Origin of the sequence: Actinoplanes sp. CA-131856, from assembly GCF_050956135.1 — a bacterium.
Lineage (GTDB): Bacteria > Actinomycetota > Actinomycetes > Mycobacteriales > Micromonosporaceae > Actinoplanes.
In genome coordinates this window covers 10,156,364-10,175,139 of the sequence record NZ_CP191849.1, presented here as the reverse complement: position 1 = coordinate 10,175,139, position 18,776 = coordinate 10,156,364, and the positions used below count along the sequence as shown (strand labels likewise).

Genomic DNA, 18,776 nt, shown 5'->3' with positions numbered 1-18,776 from the left:
GATCACCCTTCGTCAGTACCCGGCGCCGCGATGCCGTTGCGCCGGATCACCTCCCGGTACCACTTCGCGCTGTCCTTCAGCGTCCGCTGCTGGGTGGCGTAGTCGACGTGCACGACCCCGAAGCGCTTGCGGTACCCCTCGGCCCACTCGAAGTTGTCCATCAGCGACCAGACGAAGTAACCGCGCAGATCGACGCCGGCCGCCAGGGCATCATGGCAGGCCCGCAGGTGACCGTCGAGGTACTCGACGCGGCGGGTGTCGTGGACCTCGCCGTCGGCCGACGGTCCCTCGGGATAGGCGGCGCCGTTCTCGGTGATCATCAGCGGCGTGCCCGGGTAGTCCTGGTGGATCCGCTTGAGGTGGCTGGTCAGGCTGGCCGGCTCGATGAGCCAGTTCATGTCGGTGACCGGGCCGTTGGGTGCGCGGTAGGCGATGCCCTCGCTGCCCGGCTGGTCGAGCGCGCCCGGCGTTCCGGGCTTCGCCGAGACGTACGCCGGCTGGTAGAAGTTGATCCCCAGCACGTCGATCGGCGCGTTGATCGTCTCGAGGTCGCCGTCCTTGATGAGCGTGGACAGGTCGACGAAGCGGGACATGTGCTCGAGCACGTCGGCCGGATATTCGCCCTTGAGCAGCGGGTCGTAGAAGATCCGGTTGGAGAGCCCGTCGATGATCCGGGCGGCGTCGCGGTCGGCCGGGTTGTCCGCATCGACCGGGAAGACGACGGCCGGGTTGATCGTGATGCTGACGCTGCGGGCGCCGGCCGAGCGCAGGGCCCGGGCGGCCAGGCCGTGGCCGAGCAGCAGGTGGTGCACCGCGGTCAGGGCGGCGGCCGGCTCCTGGCGGCCGGGCGCGTGCACGCCGCTGCCGTATCCGAGATAGGCCGAGCACCACGGCTCGTTCAGCGTGGTCCAGGTGCCGACCCGGTCGCCGAGGCGGCCGTACACGATCTGGGCGTACTCGGCGAAGGCCTCCGCGGTCTCACGGTTGGGCCAGCCGCCGCGGTCCTCGAGGGTCTGCGGCAGGTCCCAGTGGTACAGGGTGACCGTCGGGTCGATGCCCTTGCCGAGCAGCTCGTCGGTGAGCCGGTCGTAGAAGTCGAGGCCCTTGGCGTTGACCGGGCCGCTGCCGTCGGGCTGGATCCGCGGCCAGGCGATGGAGAACCGGTACGACTTCAGGCCCAGGTCCGCCATCATCGCCACGTCCTCGACGTAGCGGTGGTAGTGGTCGCAGGCGACGTCGCCGGTGTGCCCGCGGTAGACGCGTCCCGGCGTACGGCTGAAGGTGTCCCAGATGGACGGGCCGCGACCGTCCTCCCGCGCCGCGCCCTCGATCTGGTACGACGCCGTGGCGGCGCCCCAGATGAAGCCGTCGGGGAAGGTGATCCCGGCGAGGGCCGGCTCAGCCGACGTGAAGGTGACGGTTGCCGTCATGCGTTCCCCGCTTCCTGGGTGTGCTTAATCCGAACTTAACCGGTTCATCATAGGGACGGAATCGTTCCCGGGATCGTCCGTAAGTCGAATTTAAGCCGCTACCCAGCCTGGAGGGCGGAGATCAGCCGAGGGTCTCCGGTGACGACCAGACGGTCGCTGCGCTGGCGTCCCATGAGCACCAACAGCAGGTCACTGGCGGTGCCGGTGGCCTGGGCGCGGGCGTGGTGATCGTCGTCGTCGAGGATCGTGCTGGTGTCGAGCAGCGCCACACCCATGCCGCGCAACCGGACGAACCACTCATGTCCGACGTCGCCGGCGACCAGGTGGACCACGCCGCGCAGATCGGTCGGGCCCGTGCGGCGGCCCGCCGGCAGCCAGGTGTCGAGCACCTCGCCGATGCCGTCGGCGGCCAGCTTGGTCTCGATCGGGGTGGGCCGGCCCACGGCCGCCTCGGCGTCCCAGCGGCGCAGCGAGATCTCGTGCGCCGTGCGGCGGTGCCAGAAGCCGGCCGTCTTCGCCTGCGGCGCCCAGTTCCAGGCCGGGATGTCGGCCTCGAGCGCCTCGAGGGTCTCGATGGTGCCGGTGAGCTCGCGGCGCAGGCCGTCGAGCTGGGTCTCCCAGTCGGGCCGGGGCGGGATCGGCAGCTCCTCGGGCCGGGTGGTGACGCCCCGCGGCGTGTAGTCGCGGACGAAGCGCAGGAACGCGGTCACCTGCTCCACCATGGGCGCCGCGGCCTCCGGACCCGCCTGGGCGACGGCGTCCTGCAGCGCCGGGCTGTCCGCCCGCAGCGCCGCCAGCCAGAAGTCCTTCGTCGCGTGCAGCCTGTTCATCGCGATGCTCTCCGCTCCACCGGACCGCCGATGAGATGCCCCGAACCCGTTGAGCCTAGGGTTGGTGCCGTGCATGACCTTAGTGCCGCACCGCAAACCGCCCTGTCGGCGTACACGACGCTACGCCTCGGCGGGCCGCCCGGCGACCTCACGGTGGCCACCGAAACGGACCAACTGGTGTCTTTGGTGCGTAAAGACGCGCCGATCCTTCTTCTGGCGGGCGGCAGCAACGTCGTCATCGGTGACGAGGGCTTCGCCGGCAGTGTCGTGCTCATCCGGACGCGGGGGATCCGCGAGGTCTCGCCGGACGTTCTGCGGGTTGCCGCGGGAGAGCCTTGGGACGATTTCGTGTCGTACGCCGTCACGAACGGTTTCTCGGGTCTCGAGTGCCTGTCCGGCATCCCGGGCTCGGCCGGCGCCACCCCGATCCAGAACGTGGGGGCGTACGGGGCGGAGGTGGCGCACACGATCGTGGCCGTGCACGCGTACGACCGAAAGACCGACGCCGTCCGCGAGATGACGCCCGAGGAGTGCGGCTTCGCCTATCGGGCCAGCGTCTTCAAGCACAACGACCGCTATGTGGTGCTGGAGGTCGACTTCCGTCTGGAGCGCTCGGGCGAGTCGGCCCCGATCCGCTACGCCGAGCTGGCCCGCAACCTGGGCGTCGAGGCCGGCGACCGGGTGCCCCTGCTCCAGGCCCGCGAGACCGTGCTGAAGCTGCGCGCGGGCAAGGGCATGGTGCTCGACCCCGACGACCGCGACACGTGGTCGGTCGGTTCTTTCTTCACCAACCCCGTGGTGAGCGCCGCGGAGTGGGCCGCCCTCGGCCTCGAGGCGCCGCACTGGCCCGCCGCCGACGGCTCGGTGAAGATCCCGGCGGCCTGGCTGATCGAGAACGCCGGTTTTCCCAAGGGCTTCGCCGGCGACGGCGTCTCGATCTCGACCAAGCACACGCTGGCGCTGACCAACCGTGGCACGGGTACGACGGAGTCGCTGCTCGCGCTGGCCCGCACGGTCCGCGACGGCGTCCACGACCGTTTCGGCGTCGAGCTGCACCCGGAGCCGGTGCTCATCAACTGTGAGCTCTGAGGCCTACTCCCAGCCGAAGACCTGGGTGTAATACGGCACCCCGTTGGCGGCGTAGACGACGCCGGTGCCGATCGAGTGGGCGCCGCAGTTGAGCATGTTGGCGCGGTGCCGAGGGCTCGCCATCCACGCCTGCACGACCTCGACCGCGGTCCGGTAGCCCCAGGCGATGTTCTCGCCCGACGGCTGCTCGTATCCGGCCTGGTGCGAGCGGCGCACGAAGGTGGTGCCGTCGTTCCAGACGTGGCTGAACCGGCCGGTCCGGGCCATGTACCAGCTCTGCCGCACCGAGGCGACGATGAGCTCCTGGTCGACGGTGAGCTGACCGCATCCGTTGACCGCGCGCTGCTGGTTGGTCATGGTGACCACCTGGGACATCAGGACGGCCGGGGCCACCGTGCCCGGTGCGGCGCTCGGTGGCAGTGGGGGCACCGGCACCACCGCGTGGGCCGCGCCGGCCGTCGCGAGCAGAAGAGCCGGAGTGACGGCGAGCGGTAAGAGACGTCGCAGCACGGTTGCCCCCAATCCCCGAATGCGCGGGCCGAGTCGCCCACCAGGCCTATCGCATCCGTTTATCGGGCGTACGTCCCTTCTTTGCCTGAAACCGGAATAGACGTCGGTTTTCGTGTCACGCTGAGGGGATTCAGGCGTGGACGGGGGCCGAGCAGCTCCTCCGGGTGGCGCGGAGAACCCGCCCCGGCGGGCGATTAGCCCGCTAAACTGTCACTGTCCGTAAATAGGCCGTGACATCACGCTATCGTGGGTTTGCGCGGTTGATTCCGAAGCTCGCGGTCGCGAGTGACGCCGAGCAAGACATCGATCTTCCACCGGACGCCGAACCCGGCGTGCCCGGGCGGACGGTCGTGCCCGGACGGCAGAGCGCGAGCGAGGGGTGGGGGCAGGGTGAGCACAGCATGAGTCGCCTACTCGTGGTCGAGGACGATCCGGACATCGCGCTCGCCCTGCGGTTGCTTTTCAGCCGTGCGGGTTACGAGGTGGCGCACGCCGGTGACGGCCGGACCGGTCTCAAGGAGGCGTACGCCGAGCATCCCGACCTGGTGGTGCTCGACGTCGGCCTGCCCGAGATGGACGGCTGGCAGGTGCTCGAGCGGCTGCGCGACGTCTCCGACGTGCCGGTGCTCGTGCTGACCGCGCACGGCCAGGAGGCCGAGAAGGTGCGCGGCCTGCGCGGCGGCGCCGACGACTATCTCACCAAGCCGTTCGCCAACAACGAGCTGCTGGCGCGGGTCGAGGCCCTGCTGCGCCGCTCGTCCAGCGGGCAGAACAACTGGGCCAGCCAGGTCTACGACGACGGGCTGGTGCATCTCGACCCGACCAAGCGCCGGGTCTACGTCAAGGGCGACGAGAAGCGCCTCACGCCGACCGAGTTCCGGCTGCTGAACGCGCTGGTCCGGCACGCCGGCGCGGTGCTGAGCCCCAATCAGCTGCTGACGCAGGCGTGGGACGACCCCACCGGCATCGGCCAGGAACGGGTGAAGTTCGCCGTGCTGCGGCTGCGCCGCAAGCTCGGCTGGTCCGATCCCGACGACTCACCCATCGAATCCGTTCGCGGGTTCGGCTACCGCTACCGCCGTCCGGGCGGAGAGGGCTGAAATTTCCCATTCGGTCGACCTCCGGGTGTCCTCAGGTGACGCGGTTGTCCGTCGATGAGGGCTGTGGGAAGGCGAGCAGGAGGTAGTAAGCGTGGAAGACCTTGGTGAAATCGTCGGCGAATTCCTTATGGAGAGCCACGAGAACCTGGACCAGATCGACCGTGACCTGGTGGATCTGGAGCAGGAGCCCAACTCCCGCGATCTGATCTCCCGAATCTTCCGGGCGATTCACACGATCAAGGGCACCAGTGGCTTCCTGGCGTTCACGCGCCTGGAGACGCTCGCCCACGCCGGCGAGTCGCTGCTGTCCAAGCTGCGCGACGGCGTCATGCCGGTCACGCCGTCGACGATCACCACCCTGCTGGCCACGATCGACGGTGTGCGCTCGATCCTCGCCTCCATCGAGGAGAACAGCAACGAGGGCGACGTCGACATCGAGAGCATCATCGCGCAGGTCCACGCGCAGATGAACGCCGGCGCCGAGCCCGCGGCGGCGGCACCGGCCGCCGAGGCGGGCGCCGCCGAGACCGCCGAGCCGGCGGCCGAGGCCGAGGCGCCCGAGCCGATCGCCGAGACGCCCGCCCGGCCCGCGCCGGAGCCGGTGGAGAACCAGCGCAAGCCGGTCGGCGAGATCCTGGTCGAGTCGGGCGCGGCCCAGCCGGCCGACGTCAGCTCCGCGCTCCAGCAGCAGATCGAGGGTGACGAGCGCAAGCTCGGCACAATCCTGCTCGACGAGGGCAAGGCGCAGCCGGCCGCGGTCAACGAGGCGCTCCAGCAGCAGGCGCCCAAGCGCAGCATCGCCGACAGCGCCATCCGCGTCGACGTCGACCTGCTCGACACCCTCATGAACATGGTCGGTGAGCTGGTGCTCGCCCGTAACCAGCTGGTCCGCGGCGTCATGGAGATCGGCGACGCCACGCTCGTGCGCAGCGCCCAGCGGCTCGGCATGATCACCAGTGAGCTGCAAGAGGGCATCATGAAGACCCGCATGCAGCCCATCGAGCACATCTGGTCGAAGCTGCCCCGAGTCGTCCGCGACCTGAGCAACTCGCTCGGCAAGAAGGTCGAGCTGGTCATGGAGGGCAAGGAGACCGAGCTCGACCGGAGCCTGCTCGAGGCGGTCAAGGACCCGCTGACCCACCTCGTGCGCAACGCCGTCGACCACGGCATCGAGGACCCGGAGCGCCGCGCCGCGGCCGGCAAGGGCCCCGAGGGCACGCTGACGCTGCGCGCCTATCACGAGGGCGGCCACGTCGCGGTCGAGGTCGCCGACGACGGCGCCGGCCTGAACGTGGAGCGCATCGCCCAGAAGGCCGTGGAGAACGGCCTGCTGCGGGCCGAGCAGATCCCCAACATGGACAAGCGCGACATCATGGCGATGGTGTTCCAGCCCGGCTTCTCCACCGCGGCCAAGGTCACCAACGTCTCCGGCCGCGGTGTCGGCATGGACGTCGTCAAGACCAACATCGAGAACATCGGCGGCGCGGTCAGCGTCGACTCGACGCCCGGCGAGGGCACGGTCTGGCGGCTCACCATCCCGCTGACGCTTGCCATCATCCAGGCCCTGACCGTCGACTGCGGCGACCAGCGCTACGTGGTGCCGCAGGTGGCGGTGCTTGAGCTGGTCTTCATCGACGGACAGTCCACCAAGATCGAGTACGCGTCGGGCGCGCCCGTCTACCGGCTGCGCGGCAAGCTGCTCCCGCTGGTGCGCCTGGACAAGGCGCTCGGCTTCGAGGTCGCCGGCGACCAGGGCGTCTACATCATGGTGCTGCAGGCCGACGGCCGGCGGTTCGGCCTGGTCGTCGACCGGGTCCTGAACACCGAAGAGGTCGTGGTCAAGGCCCTCAACAGCAGACTCAAGGACATCGGCCTGTACGCCGGCGCGACCATCCTGGGCGACGGAAAGGTCGGCCTGATCCTCGACGTCTCGTCGCTGGCCCGGCGCAGCCATCTGGCCGCCGACGCCGAGCGCAAGGGCATGGACTCCTCGTCGCGGGCCGCGGGTGCGGCCGGCACCGGCGAGCGCCTGCTGGTCACCGCGGTGGGCGAGCGGCGGGTGGCGATCCCGCTGGACACGGTCACCCGGCTCGAGGAGTTCCCCCGTGACCGCATCGAGCACGCCGGCTCGCGGGAGGTCGTGCAGTACCGAGGGCAGATCCTGCCGCTCGTGCGGTTGTCCCACCTGCTCGGCGCGTACGGCGAAGAGCCCGAAGGAGAGACGGTGTCGGTGGTGGTCTACAGCGAGGGCGGCCGCAGCGTGGCCCTGGTCGTCGACCGGATCGTCGACATCGCCGAGAACTCGACGACGGCCCGCCGCGACGCGGAGGAGGACGGCCTGGTCGGCACCGCGGTGATCCAGCAGCGGGTGACCGAGCTGCTCGACGTCCGCCGCGCCATCCTCGCCGCCGACCCGAACTTCTACACCGACCTGGAGAACGACGAGATGTTGGTGGAGGCCTGAGATGGCGAGCCGGCAGTTCGCCACCTTCGAGGTGGCCGACCAGCTCTTCGGCGTCGAGGTGCACACGGTGCAGGAGGTGCTCTCGTACAACGAGTACACCCCCGTGCCGCTCGCGCCGCCGGCCGTCGGCGGGCTGTTCAACCTGCGCGGCCAGGTGATCGCCGCGGTCGACCTCCGGGTCCAGCTGGGGCTGGTCCGCAAGGCGCTGCAGGGCCCGGTCATGAACGTGATCCTGCGAGGTGACGGCGAGCCGGTCAGCCTGGTGGTCGACAAGATCGGCGAGGTGGTCGACCTCGACGAGGCGACGTTCGAGCCGCCACCGGACACGCTCAGCGGGCCCACCCGGGAGCTGGTGGTGGGCACGTTCAAGCTGGACGGCCGGCTGATGCTGGCCCTGGACGTCAACCAGGCCGTCGACACGCACCGCGCCACCACCTGATGTACAGCCTCGTCAGCGCGCCGGTGCTCGGCTTCGACCTGACCCGCCTCAGTGGCGGGTCGGCGACGGCCGAGGTCGTGCTGCGCGGACTGCGGTTGAGCGCGGACGACCTGCCGGTGCTGGCCGAGCGCCTGCCCGACGAGGGGGTCCGCGGCCCGCTCTGGGTCGAGGTGGAAAGCGCGGCCCGCCGGATGCCCTCGCTCAAGGGGATGTCCAAGGACGACCCGGCGGGCAGCCTGGCCCTGGTCGAGCGCGCGCCCATCGGCTCGGTCGACGCGCTGCTCACCTGCGTGCGGTACGACGTGATGGCCTGGACCTGGACCGGCGCCGGCCGCGACGCGACACAGAGCGAGGTGGCCGCCGCGGCCACCGGCCTGATCTGCGACGCCGCCGTGGCCAGCTATCTGCGTGAGGTGCTCGACTCGGACACCCGCCGGCGGCTGGGCGCGGGCTGGGTGGCGGCGATGCGCCGGCTCCCCACCGGCGCCCCGATCGACCTCGGCCCGCACCACTACACGGTCTCGGCGCTGCTCGACCGGTTGCGCTCGTTGCGCTCGGCCGACCTCAGCCGCTTGGTGGCCTCGGCGGAGGACGCCCGCCGCAACGCCGGTGGCTGGTCGCCGGCGGTGCACTCCGCCTCCTGGGCGGCTTATCTCTCGGATCGCGTCCGCACCGCCGCCGCGGCGCAGATGCTGTTGGTACAGGCCGTCGACACGGCCGCGATCCCGCTGGCCGACCGGGCCGGCGGCGTCTGGAACATGCTCAGCGGCGCGGTGCAGGCGCTGGTGGTGCGGGATCTGCTGGATACCTCCACCGCCCATCGTCTCCTCGCACCTGTCGTCGCCGCTCTCGGCCCCGCGTGGCTCGGGTGAGGGGAGGTGGTCAGATGATTTCGGTCCTCGTCGTGGACGACTCCGTGGTGGTCCGGCGTTTGATCGTGGACGCACTGGGCGGTGCGGAGAACATCGAGGTCGTCGGCACGGCTTCGAACGGCCAGCTGGCTCAGGCCAAGATCGACCAGCTCAAGCCCGATGTGATCACCATGGACATCGAGATGCCGCAGATGGACGGCATCGAGGCGGTCCGTGAGCTGCGCAAACGCCACAAGCACATTCCGGTGATCATGTTCAGCACGCTGTCCGCCTCGGGCGCGACGGCGACGCTGGAGGCGCTCTCGGCCGGTGCCACCGACTACGTCACGAAGCCCAGCAACGTCGGGTCCGTGAACGAGTCGATCGCGGCCGTGCGCAACGAGCTCGTGCCGAAGATCTACGCGCTGGCCGGCCGCAAGCGCCCGGGCGCCGCGCCGCCGAGCGCGCCGGCCCGGCCCAGCGCCGCCCCTCCGGCCCGCCCGGTGGCCACCCGGCCCGGGGCGGCTCCGCCCCGCGCGGGCCTGCCGCCCTCGGGACCGGGACGTCCCGGCGCGGCGCCGGCCGGCGCGGCACCGGCCCGCCCGGTCAAGAAGGCGGGCGCGGGCGGCCGGGTCGACATCCTCTGCATCGGCTCCTCCACGGGCGGACCCGACGCCCTGACCAAGGTGTTGCAGGGCCTGCCGTCGGACTTTCCCGTGCCGATCGTGGTCACCCAGCACATGCCACCCGTCTTCACCAAGATGTTCGCCGAGCGGCTGGACCGCAGCACCCCGCTGCGGGTTGTCGAGGCGGGTGACGGGATGGAGCTGACGCCCGGGTGGGCGTACATCGCACCGGGTGACAACCACCTGGTGTTCCACCGCCGGGGCACCGCGACGCTGACCCAGCTCAGCGGCGCGCCGCCGGAGAACTCCTGCCGCCCGGCCGTGGACGTGATGTTCCGGTCGGTGGCGGCTCTTTATGGCGCTTCGGCGTACGCGACCGTGCTGACAGGAATGGGACACGATGGACGAGGTGGTGCGAAAGTGCTGAGAGACGCGGGCGCCGAGGTGCTGGCGCAGGACGAGGCCACCTCGGTGGTCTGGGGCATGCCGGGCGCGGTCGTCGGGGCGGGTCTGGCGGACGAGATCCTTCCGCTCGACCGGATCTCGGCCCACCTGGTCAACCGCATCAAGAGCGGTCGGTCGGCGGCGGTGGCCCGATGACTCTCTCGCAAGCCGAGTTCGCCTTCGTCTCACAGCTCGTGCGGCGTGAGGCCTCGATCGTGCTGGCCCCCGGCAAGGAATATCTGGTCGAGGCCCGGCTCATCCCGGTGGCCCGGGCCGTCGGGGCGGCGAACGTCACCGAGTTCCTGGCCGATCTCCAGCGCCGTCCCAACCCCCAGAACCAGCGCAAGATCATCGACGCCCTCACCACGAACGAGACCTCGTGGTACCGGGACCGCGAGCCGTTCTCGGCGCTGACCGACGTGGTGCTGCCCGAGCTGATCAAGTCGCGCGGCGCCACCCGCAAGATCCGGATCTGGTCGGCCGCCAGCTCCAGCGGTCAGGAGGCGTACAGCCTGGCCATCACTCTCTCGGAGAACCTGCCGCCGGGCTGGTCGTACGAGATCATGGGTACTGACATCTCGACGGAGATGGTCAAGCGCGCCGAGACCGGCGAGTACAGCCAGGTCGAGGTGAACCGCGGCCTGCCGGCCCAGCAGCTCGTGCAGTACTTCGAGCGGGCCGGCGCGCACTGGCGGATCAACGCGAATCTGCGCCGCAACGTGTCGTTCAAGTTGATGAACCTGACCGCGCCGTTCCCGGCCATGCAGCCGTTCGACGTGATCTTCCTGCGGAACGTCCTGATCTATTTCGACGTCGCCACCAAGCGCAACGTGCTGCAGAACATGGCCAAGGTGCTGCGGCCGGACGGCTGGCTCTTCCTGGGCGCGGCCGAGACCACGATCGGGATCGACGACAACTACGAGCGGGTGGCCGCCGGCCGCACGTCCGCCTACCGAGCACGGACCGGAGCGCCCGCGGGCGCCGCGAGAAGGGTGTGAAACCGCGATGCGTGCCATGGTGATCGACGACTCCCGCGCGATGCGCATGATCCTCAAGCGCATCGTCTCGAAGCTGGACTTCGAGGCACTGGAGGCAGGCGACGGCCGCGAGGCCCTGGACCTGCTGGCCACCCTCGACGAGGTGCCCGAGCTGGCCCTCATCGACTGGAACATGCCCAACATGAACGGGCTCGAGTTCGTCACGAACGTCCGGGCCGACCCGCGTCTGCGAGAGATGACGCTGGTCATGGTCACCACCGAGAGCGAACAGAGCCAGATCGTACGAGCGCTCGCCGCGGGCGCCCACGAGTACGTGATCAAGCCCTTCACCGAGGGCGCCATGATCGAAAAGCTGGCCCTGCTGGGCCTCGTGCCGACCGGAGCGAATTCATGAGCGTCGAAGTCGAGGTCAACGAGAACGACCTCGCCGAGATGGTGGAACAGGTGTGGGAGTCGTACCTGGATCCGGAGGGCATCAGCCCGCTGATCCCGACGTACGACGAGAACCAGCCGTCCGAGGTGCACTCCTCGGTCTCCATCACCGGATCCTGGACCGGGCACATCGTGTACGCGTCCTCCAAGGGTGCGGCCCGCCGGGCCGCCGCCGCGTTCCTCGCCATGGAGATGGACGAGGTCAGCGAGGAGGACGTGTCGGATGTGCTCGGTGAACTCGCCAACATCGTTGGCGGCAACGTGAAGGCCATGCTGCCCCCGGGAGCGCTGCTCTCGCTGCCGCAGGTGGTGCTCGCGCCCGAAGCAACCGCTCGTTTTCCCAACACCGAACGCATCAGTGGCGTCTACGGCATCTGGGACGGCGAACCGGTGTCCATTTCCATGTGGCAGAGCCGCGGCGACAACAAGGAGGGCGCGGAATGAAGATTCTCATCGCTGATGACAGTCGGGTGATGCGGCAGATCGTGGTCCGCACACTGCGCCAGGCCGGCTTCGGCGACCATGAGCTGATCGAGGCCGCGGACGGCCAGCAGGCGTTCGACATGGCCAAGTCGGAGAACCCGGATCTGGTCCTCTCGGACTGGAACATGCCCGGAATGACGGGCATCGAGGTGCTGCGGCAGCTCCGGGCGGCCGGCAACGACGTGAAGTTCGGTTTCGTCACATCGGAGAGCACGCCTGAGATGAAGGATCAGGCCGATGCCGCCGGTGCGCTTTTTTTCATCGTGAAGCCCTTCTCGGCTGAGCGATTCGATGAGGTCTTCGCTCCTATTTTGGGATGATTACGACATGTCTGATGTCTCCGTTCTTCCAGGCACACTGGCCGTTCGCAACCTCTTCGAGGACCTGCTCGGCCGGGAAGTGACCGTCAGCCCCGGCGACCCGCTCTCCGCGGAAGAGGTCAACACCTCGACGATCGCCATCTTCACCGACAACGCACAGCAGATCTACGGCGTGCTCGGGATGGATCTCACCCTGTCGGCCAACGCCGGCGCCGCCCTCGGCCTTCTGCCGGCCGGCGCCGCGGAGGACAGCATCGACGAGAAGAAGCTGTTCCCGAACCTCGCCGAAAACGTCTTCGAGCTGTGCAACGTGCTGACCAGCCTCCTCAACCGCGAGGGCGGCCCGCACATCAAGATGTACCAGGTGATCTATCCGGGCGACCCGCTGCCGGCCGACGCCCGCGCCCACCTCATGGCACTCGGGCGCCGGGTCGACCTCATGGTCGAGGTCAACCGGTACGGAAAGGGAAAGTTCAGCCTTTCGCTCGCGCCCTGACGCCTGAGCATGGGAAACGCGGAGTCGCCCTGAAGCGACTCCGCGTTTTCGCATTGCCCGGCTGAGTTCGAGGGTTGAGTCGACCCGTTGCTTCATGCATAGTAGTCTCATGCCTAGGGTGCGGCCAGCGGGTCCGATACTGCATCGCACTGTCAGGGTCGGCATGCGTCTGAGTCGTGCACAACGTCAGCGATGCTTCGATCTTTTGCGCGCTGCCGGTGATGTCTGGGCGTGCGTGCTGGAAGTCAATGCTTGGCGGCTTCGCCGTAAGGACAAGGTGGCCGCTGGTTAGCAAGAACTGTGTCGCCTGTTGGCGGAGGCCGGCCCAGGCACCTTTGGCGAGTTGGACAGCGCCGGCGCCCGATCGGTCCTGCGCCGCTACTCGGACGCGTGGTTCTCAGCGGCGGCACGTCGCAAAGCTGGGCACGCGGAAGTGCGGTTCCCTCGGCGACGCCGTGCTTTGATGCCTGTGCGCTGGTACCACAGCACCTTCGCCCTTTCCGGTCGGACGTTACGGCTACCTACGGCGCGCGGCTGTCCACCGCACTTGATCCGCCTTGATCGGCCCGTGCCCTTCTCCGCCGATGCGGTGCGGTCGGTGACATTGCTGTTCACGGACGGCAGGCTGTGGATCGACGTCACCGCTGAGCAATCCGTTGCCAAATATCCTCAAGGTCAGGCGCCTGATCCAGGCCGCGTGGCTGGGGTCGATCTAGGGATCATCCATCCGTTCGCCGTGGCCGGCTGTGACGGCGACGGTTTGTTGATATCCGGCCGAGCCATCCGTGCTGAGCATCGCCTGCACCTCGCCGACACGAAAGCCCGGAACAGGGCGATCGCCCCACATGTGCCGAGCAAGCGCGGGCAGGGATCACGGCGCTGGCGTAGATATCGTCAGAGGGCGCGTCTGGTCGAAGGCCGGCATCGCCGCCGCGTTCGTCAGGCGGTACATGAGGCGGCCAGGACGGTGATCGCGTGGGCTGTCGAGAGACGGATCGGAACACTAACTGTCGGCGACCCGCGAGGAGTGCTCGACCATTCGGCTGGGCGCCGGCACAACCTGCGTCTGCGGCAGTGGCAGATAGGACGCACCCTGCGTGCCTTGCAGGACAAAGCCGCGCTTGCCGGGATCCGTGTCCAGCTGGTTGACGAACGTGGCACTTCGTCGACCTGCCCCGCATGCGCGAAAAGGATCGTCAAGCCGCGCGGCAGGGTTCTGTCGTGTTCGCATTGCCAGTTCGTCGGGCACCGTGATCTTGCCGCGGCGTTCACCATCGCCACCCGAACACCAGGTGGCGTGATCACCACCCCGTCCGTTTCGAACGGGGTGGTCACGCACCGTCGAGCTGGACGACATCTTCCGGGTGTCGGAACGGCACGGCGTGACCCCCGTCGCAGAGCTTCTCAGTCAGCGATAGCGGGGTCTGTTGGCCGGCGGAGGCCCGCCCCGTTGATATCGGCGGGGAGTCGCTCTCCCACACGATGGAGAGAGGATCCGCGACGATCCCCGGACCGGTGGACGTCAGTGGACTCCGCACTAAGCAAATCCGCAGACCTGTCGAAGCGTAGTTCGAGCTAGCTATCAGGACAGGAGTGCGTGATGACCTCACCGACTTCCGGCTCAACGGGACCATCGGGGACATTCGCCGCGGGAGCCGCGGCGGCCGCGGCCAAGGCGGCGGTTCCCGAGAAGCCCAAGTCGCTCGGCGACAAGGACACCTTCCTCAAGCTGCTGGTGGCCCAGCTGAAATATCAGGACCCCAGCAAGCCGGCCGACTCGACACAGTTCCTGGCCCAGACGGCGCAGTTCACCCAGGTCGAGAAGCTGGGCGAGGTCGCCGACATGCTCAAGGGGCAGCAGCTGGTGGGTGCCAGCTCCCTGGTCGGCAAGACGGTCACCTACATGGACGACAACGGCGCCAGGCTCACGGGAGTCATATCGGCGGCGAAGCTCAACGGCGACAGCGAACCGACCCTGCGGATCGGGAACACGGAAGTGCAGCTGTCCAAGGTCATGGAAATCCAGACGCAGGCGGACGCCGCGGCTCAGGCGGCACAGGCGGCGGCCACACCGCTGGCGCCCCCGCCGGCCGCCGCCCCGCCCGCGGCGGCGCCGGCGGCCAGCAAGCCCGCGGCGTCGACGGAAGCGACCTCAGAGACACCCAAGCTGTAATCCTCTCAACCGCGAAGGACCTTTCTCATGCTGCGCTCTCTCTACTCCGGCATCAGTGGCCTGCACGCCCATCAGATGATGATGGACGTCACCGGTAACAACATCGCGAACGTCAACACGGTCGGTTACAAGGCCAGCTCCGTGCAGTTCCAGGACACGCTGAGCCAGATGACCGGCGCCGCCGGCGCGCCGCAGGACGGCATGGCCGGCACCAACCCGGCTCAGGTCGGTCTTGGTGTCCGCAACGCCGGCATCACCTCGAACTTCAGCCAGGGATCGGCGCAGACCACCGGCAAGGCCGGCGACATGATGATCCAGGGTGACGGCTTCTTCATCACCCGGCGCGGCCAGGAGGAGCTCTACACCAGGGCCGGCTCGTTCTTCTTCGACGCCAACGGCGTGCTGGCCACCGCCACCGGTGAGCCGGTGCAGGGATGGACGGCCGAGGACGGTGTGGTCAACACGGCGGCCAAGCCCGGCGACATCAAGATGCCGCTGGGGCAGAGCATCGACCCGAAGTCGACCGACAAGATCGAGATGAAGGGCAACCTGAGCTTCGACGTGCCCGAGGGCGTCACCGACGTCTCGACGATCGATCCGATCGAGATCCCGTTCAAGGCGTTCGACAAGTTCGGCACCCCGGTCAGCCTCTCGGCGTACTTCAAGCGCACTTCCGACGAGGGGGTGGACCCCGGGACGTACGACGTCAGTGTGGGTCTGTCCGGTGACGCCGCCAACGCCAAGCCGATGACCGAGAACGGCGGCTCGCTCAGCTTCACCGCGGGCAAGCTCGACGCGGCGTCCAAGACACTGTCGTTCACCGGCCTCTCCGACCTCAACAGCAACCTCAGTGACGAGCTCACCATCGACGGTGGCGACCTGACGATGTTCCACGGCCTCACAGAGGCCCGGGTCTCCGACTCGAACGGCAACGCGGCCGGCACGCTGGCCTCGCTGTCGTACACCGTGTCGGACACGGGGCAGATCATCGGCGCCTTCAGCAACGGCCAGAAGAAGATCCTCGGCCAGGTCGCCCTGGCCACCTTCAAGAATGTGAACGGTCTCGAGAAGACCGGTGACTCCATGTACCGCTCGACGGTCAACTCCGGCCTGGCCCAGGTCGGCACGCCCACCAGCTCCGGCCTCGGCCAGGTGATCAGTGGCGCCGTCGAGATGTCGAACGTCGACCTGGCCCAGGAGTTCACCAACCTGGTCATCGCCCAGCGTGGCTTCCAGGCCAACTCCCGCGTCATCACGACCTCGGACGAGCTCCTCCAGGAGCTCGTGAGCATGAAGCGCTAGCGCTGGCAGCAGTCCGGCCGGCGGCCGGGACGGGCACTTGAGTGCCTGTCCCGGCCGTTCTGTTTATCCGATCGGCTGCACCCGAAGCGCGACCGTATGGATCTCATCGGCAACCGTCAGGTCGCCGAAGTACACGGTGAAGGGCCACGGAGGGTCCTACAGCCCAGGACCACACCACCACCCAAGGACGGATGACAGTGATCCTTGTAACCCGCATCAACGGTGCCGTGTTCGCCCTCAACCCCGACCTGATCGAGCGCGCCGAGTGCACGCCCGACACGGTCATCACCCTGGTCGACGGCACCAAGTACGTCATTGCCGAGTCCGTGCCCGAGTTCATCGATTCAGTGCGCCACTACCGCGCCTCGCTGATCTCCCAAGCTTCCCGCCTCGAGGCCCAGCCCGCGGCCGCCGCCATCCCGTCTGACGACGACCACGACGCCCAGGTGCTCACGCTGCACCGGAAGGACCGCTGAACATGGATATCTCAACGATCGTCGGTGTAGTTGTTGCACTCATCATCGTTTTCACGGTGCAGATCCTGGAGGGCGGCAACCCGGCCTCCATCATCCTGATCCCGTCGATGCTCCTGGTGTTCGGCGGCGCGCTCATGGCCGGTATGGCCGGTGGTGTCCTCAAGGACACGACGGGCATCGGCAACAACCTCAAGAAGGCCTTCCTGGCCAAGGTCACGCCGCCCACGCAGCTGGTCGACAGCATCGTGAAGCTGGCCGAGCGGGCGCGCCGCGAGGGTCTGCTGGCCCTCGAGGACGCGGTCAAGACGGTTGAGCACCCCTTCCTCAAGCGCGGTCTGCAGCTGGCCATCGACGGCACCGACCCGGAGGAGCTGCACGACGTCCTGCACGCCGAGATCGCGGCCAAGAAGAAGGCCGACAAGGCCGGCAAGAAGCTCTTCGAGAACATGGGTGGTTACGCCCCGACGATCGGCATCATCGGTACGGTCATGGGCCTCGTGCACGTGCTCGAGAACCTCGACAAGCCCGAGACGCTCGGTCACTCGATCGCCGCCGCGTTCGTCGCCACCCTGTGGGGTGTGCTCAGCGCCAACGTCATCTGGCTCCCGCTCGCCGCTCGTCTCGACCGCCTCAGCGGCATCGAGGCCGAGGAGATGGAACTGGTCGTCGACGGTGTCCTGGCCATTCAGGCTGGCTCCAACCCGCGCCTCGTGGCGCAGAAGCTCCGCAGCCTCCTCCCGCCGGACGAGGCCAAGAAGGCCGAGGCGGCCGCGAACACCAAGAAGGCGGCGTAACGCATGAGCTCAGGCGGGGGTAAGCGTAAGCAGCGTCATGAGGAGCACGAGGAGCACGTCAACCACGAGCGCTGGCTCGTGTCGTACGCCGACATGCTGACCCTCCTGTTCGTGCTCTTCGTTGTTCTCTACTCGATGAGCAGCGTCGACAACAAGAAGTTCGCCGAGCTGGCGGCGGGTCTGTCCGCCGGCTTCGGCGCGCAGAGTGTCGCCTTCTCCGGTCAGACCTCGACCCTGGACGGCGCCGGTCAGAGCACCGAGGTCGTGGCGATCGACCCGGGCGCCAACCCGGGTGACGGCAAGGCCGGTTCGTCCAACCTGACGGCCAAGCAGCAGGAGGCGGTCAAGGCCGCGATGGCGGCGGAGGACCGCAAGGCGGCCTCGGCCAACGCTCAGGCGGCGACCAAGGAAGCCGAGAACCTCAAGAAGATCGAGAACCAGATCTCCGACGTGCTCGCCAAGCAGAAGCTGCTCGGCACGGTCAAGTTCACCATCGACCGGCGCGGCCTGGTGGTCACGGTCCTCACCAACGACGTGGTCTTCGCCGGCAACCGGGCGGAGCTCAAGCCGGGTGGCAAGAAGATCCTGGACGCCATCGCGCCGACCCTGAAGAAGCTGCGCAACAACATCGAGGTCGACGGCAACACCAACCAGCTCAAGGTCCAGACGTCCTACTACCCGAGCGGCTGGGAGCTCTCCGCCGCCCGTGCCTCGACCACCGTCCGCTACCTGGTCGGCAAGGGCATGGCCAAGAACCGCATGACCGCCGTCGGTTACTCCGACACCAAGCCGCTGATCGACCCGTCCGACCCGCGCTCGATCACCATGAACCGCCGCGTCGACATCGTCGTCCTGACCACCCTGACCGCCGACCAGGCCGCGCTTCTGCCGGCCGCCTCCGGCTCGGACAGCAAGCTGCACACCGGCCAGACCTCGGCCCAGGCCAAGGCGGCTCAGGAAGCGGCCTCCGCGGCCGAAAGCACGACTAAGTCCAGCACCACGTCTACCGCACACAACTGAGGGGGAGTACCGATATGAGCACCGAGCAGACGCCCGCCGCCGAGGCGCCGAAGAAGTCCAAGAAGATGCTGATGATCATCGTGATCGCCGCAGTCGTGCTGCTGGGCGGCGGCGCCGGAGCGTTCTTCATGCTCAAGGGCGACAGCGCCGAGGCCGCCGAGCCCGAGAAGGGCGTGATCACCGCGATCGACGAGGCGCTGACGATCAACCTGGCCGACGGCCACTACCTGAAGCTGGCCTTCTCGCTGCAGCAGACCGCTGACGCGGCCGAGGCGGTCGACACCAGCGAGGCGATCGAGCTGGCGATCGACGAGTACACCGGCAAGAAGGTCGCCGAGCTGGAGACCGAGAAGGGCCGCACCGCGATCAAGGAGGAGCTCCTCGCGAAGATCGAGAAGGCCTACACCACCAAGGACGACGTCAAAGAGGTCATGGGCATCTACTACACGCAGTTCGTGACCCAGTAAGACGCACGCTTCGGGCGGGTTCACTTCGGTGA

At 68.3% G+C, this 18,776-nt stretch carries 20 protein-coding genes and 1 pseudogene; 18 read left to right on the top strand and 3 right to left on the bottom strand.

From position 1 onward, the window contains the following. Positions 1-2 precede the first annotated feature (2 nt). Complete coding sequence (locus ACQP2X_RS46905) at positions 3-1,430, bottom strand: GH1 family beta-glucosidase (protein WP_498692682.1); 1,428 nt, start codon at positions 1,428-1,430, stop codon at positions 3-5. A gap of 98 nt (positions 1,431-1,528) precedes the next feature. Beyond that, positions 1,529-2,260 (bottom strand): maleylpyruvate isomerase mycothiol-dependent enzyme family protein, encoded by a 732-nt coding sequence (locus ACQP2X_RS46900; protein WP_498692681.1) that lies wholly within the window; start codon positions 2,258-2,260, stop codon positions 1,529-1,531. 69 nt (positions 2,261-2,329) lie between these two features. Here ACQP2X_RS46900 and ACQP2X_RS46895 point away from each other — a divergent pair, with 69 nt between their 5' ends. After that, the gene (locus ACQP2X_RS46895; protein ID WP_498692680.1) at positions 2,330-3,349 is read left to right on the top strand and encodes a UDP-N-acetylmuramate dehydrogenase; all 1,020 of its coding nucleotides are present in this window, start codon (positions 2,330-2,332) and stop codon (positions 3,347-3,349) included. Positions 3,350-3,352: 3 nt separating this feature from the next. Here the strand turns inward: ACQP2X_RS46895 and ACQP2X_RS46890 are convergent, their stop codons facing one another. Further along, positions 3,353-3,859 (bottom strand): CAP domain-containing protein, encoded by a 507-nt coding sequence (locus tag ACQP2X_RS46890; RefSeq protein WP_498692678.1) that lies wholly within the window; start codon positions 3,857-3,859, stop codon positions 3,353-3,355. A 401-nt stretch (positions 3,860-4,260) separates the two neighbouring features. Here ACQP2X_RS46890 and ACQP2X_RS46885 point away from each other — a divergent pair, with 401 nt between their 5' ends. The 17 genes and pseudogenes from ACQP2X_RS46885 (at position 4,261) to ACQP2X_RS46805 (ending at position 18,744) form a co-directional block, all read left to right on the top strand. Then, positions 4,261-4,959 (top strand): response regulator transcription factor, encoded by a 699-nt coding sequence (locus ACQP2X_RS46885; RefSeq protein WP_498692676.1) that lies wholly within the window; start codon positions 4,261-4,263, stop codon positions 4,957-4,959. Positions 4,960-5,086: 127 nt separating this feature from the next. Next, complete coding sequence (locus tag ACQP2X_RS46880; RefSeq protein ID WP_498692674.1) at positions 5,087-7,423, top strand: chemotaxis protein CheW; 2,337 nt, start codon at positions 5,087-5,089, stop codon at positions 7,421-7,423. A 1-nt stretch (position 7,424) separates the two neighbouring features. Continuing rightward, positions 7,425-7,862 (top strand): chemotaxis protein CheW, encoded by a 438-nt coding sequence (locus ACQP2X_RS46875; protein WP_097317692.1) that lies wholly within the window; start codon positions 7,425-7,427, stop codon positions 7,860-7,862. Beyond that, entirely contained in the window at positions 7,862-8,734 is an 873-nt protein-coding gene (locus ACQP2X_RS46870; protein WP_498692671.1) for a hypothetical protein, read from the top strand. Before ACQP2X_RS46875 ends, ACQP2X_RS46870 begins: the two co-directional genes overlap by 1 nt. 14 nt (positions 8,735-8,748) lie before the next feature. Beyond that, on the top strand, positions 8,749-9,939 hold the full coding sequence (locus ACQP2X_RS46865) for a protein-glutamate methylesterase/protein-glutamine glutaminase (protein ID WP_498692668.1): 1,191 nt from the start codon (positions 8,749-8,751) through the stop codon (positions 9,937-9,939). Next, on the top strand, positions 9,936-10,781 hold the full coding sequence (locus ACQP2X_RS46860) for a CheR family methyltransferase (protein ID WP_498692666.1): 846 nt from the start codon (positions 9,936-9,938) through the stop codon (positions 10,779-10,781). Before ACQP2X_RS46865 ends, ACQP2X_RS46860 begins: the two co-directional genes overlap by 4 nt. Positions 10,782-10,788: 7 nt before the next feature. Continuing rightward, entirely contained in the window at positions 10,789-11,175 is a 387-nt protein-coding gene (locus tag ACQP2X_RS46855) for a response regulator (protein ID WP_097317696.1), read from the top strand. Beyond that, entirely contained in the window at positions 11,172-11,657 is a 486-nt protein-coding gene (locus ACQP2X_RS46850; RefSeq protein WP_498692663.1) for a chemotaxis protein CheX, read from the top strand. The genes ACQP2X_RS46855 and ACQP2X_RS46850 overlap by 4 nt, the downstream gene beginning before the upstream one ends. Beyond that, positions 11,654-12,016: a response regulator gene (locus ACQP2X_RS46845; RefSeq protein WP_498655698.1), complete on the top strand. Its 363-nt coding sequence runs from the start codon at positions 11,654-11,656 to the stop codon at positions 12,014-12,016. The genes ACQP2X_RS46850 and ACQP2X_RS46845 overlap by 4 nt, the downstream gene beginning before the upstream one ends. Before the next feature lie 7 nt (positions 12,017-12,023). Beyond that, entirely contained in the window at positions 12,024-12,512 is a 489-nt protein-coding gene (locus ACQP2X_RS46840; protein WP_498692661.1) for a hypothetical protein, read from the top strand. 310 nt (positions 12,513-12,822) lie between these two features. Then, positions 12,823-13,737 (top strand): annotated as a pseudogene (locus ACQP2X_RS46835) (transposase); the annotation flags it as partial. 375 nt (positions 13,738-14,112) lie between these two features. Beyond that, positions 14,113-14,685, top strand: coding sequence for a flagellar hook assembly protein FlgD (locus tag ACQP2X_RS46830; protein ID WP_498692660.1), 573 nt, complete (start codon positions 14,113-14,115; stop codon positions 14,683-14,685). Between the two features lie 27 nt (positions 14,686-14,712). Further along, positions 14,713-15,987 carry a flagellar hook protein FlgE gene (locus tag ACQP2X_RS46825; protein ID WP_498692657.1) on the top strand — a complete coding sequence of 425 codons (1,275 nt, stop codon included), beginning with the start codon at positions 14,713-14,715 and terminating at the stop codon, positions 15,985-15,987. Between the two features lie 197 nt (positions 15,988-16,184). Continuing rightward, positions 16,185-16,463 (top strand): flagellar FlbD family protein, encoded by a 279-nt coding sequence (locus ACQP2X_RS46820; protein ID WP_097318682.1) that lies wholly within the window; start codon positions 16,185-16,187, stop codon positions 16,461-16,463. Positions 16,464-16,519: 56 nt separating this feature from the next. Beyond that, positions 16,520-17,257 carry a motility protein A gene (locus tag ACQP2X_RS46815; RefSeq protein ID WP_498692656.1) on the top strand — a complete coding sequence of 246 codons (738 nt, stop codon included), beginning with the start codon at positions 16,520-16,522 and terminating at the stop codon, positions 17,255-17,257. A 3-nt stretch (positions 17,258-17,260) separates the two neighbouring features. Further along, positions 17,261-18,277, top strand: a complete 1,017-nt coding sequence (locus ACQP2X_RS46810; protein ID WP_498692655.1) for a flagellar motor protein MotB — start codon at positions 17,261-17,263, stop codon at positions 18,275-18,277. A gap of 14 nt (positions 18,278-18,291) precedes the next feature. Continuing rightward, a complete protein-coding gene (locus ACQP2X_RS46805; RefSeq protein WP_498692653.1) occupies positions 18,292-18,744 on the top strand; it encodes a flagellar basal body-associated FliL family protein in 453 nt (150 codons plus the stop codon). Positions 18,745-18,776 lie beyond the last annotated feature (32 nt).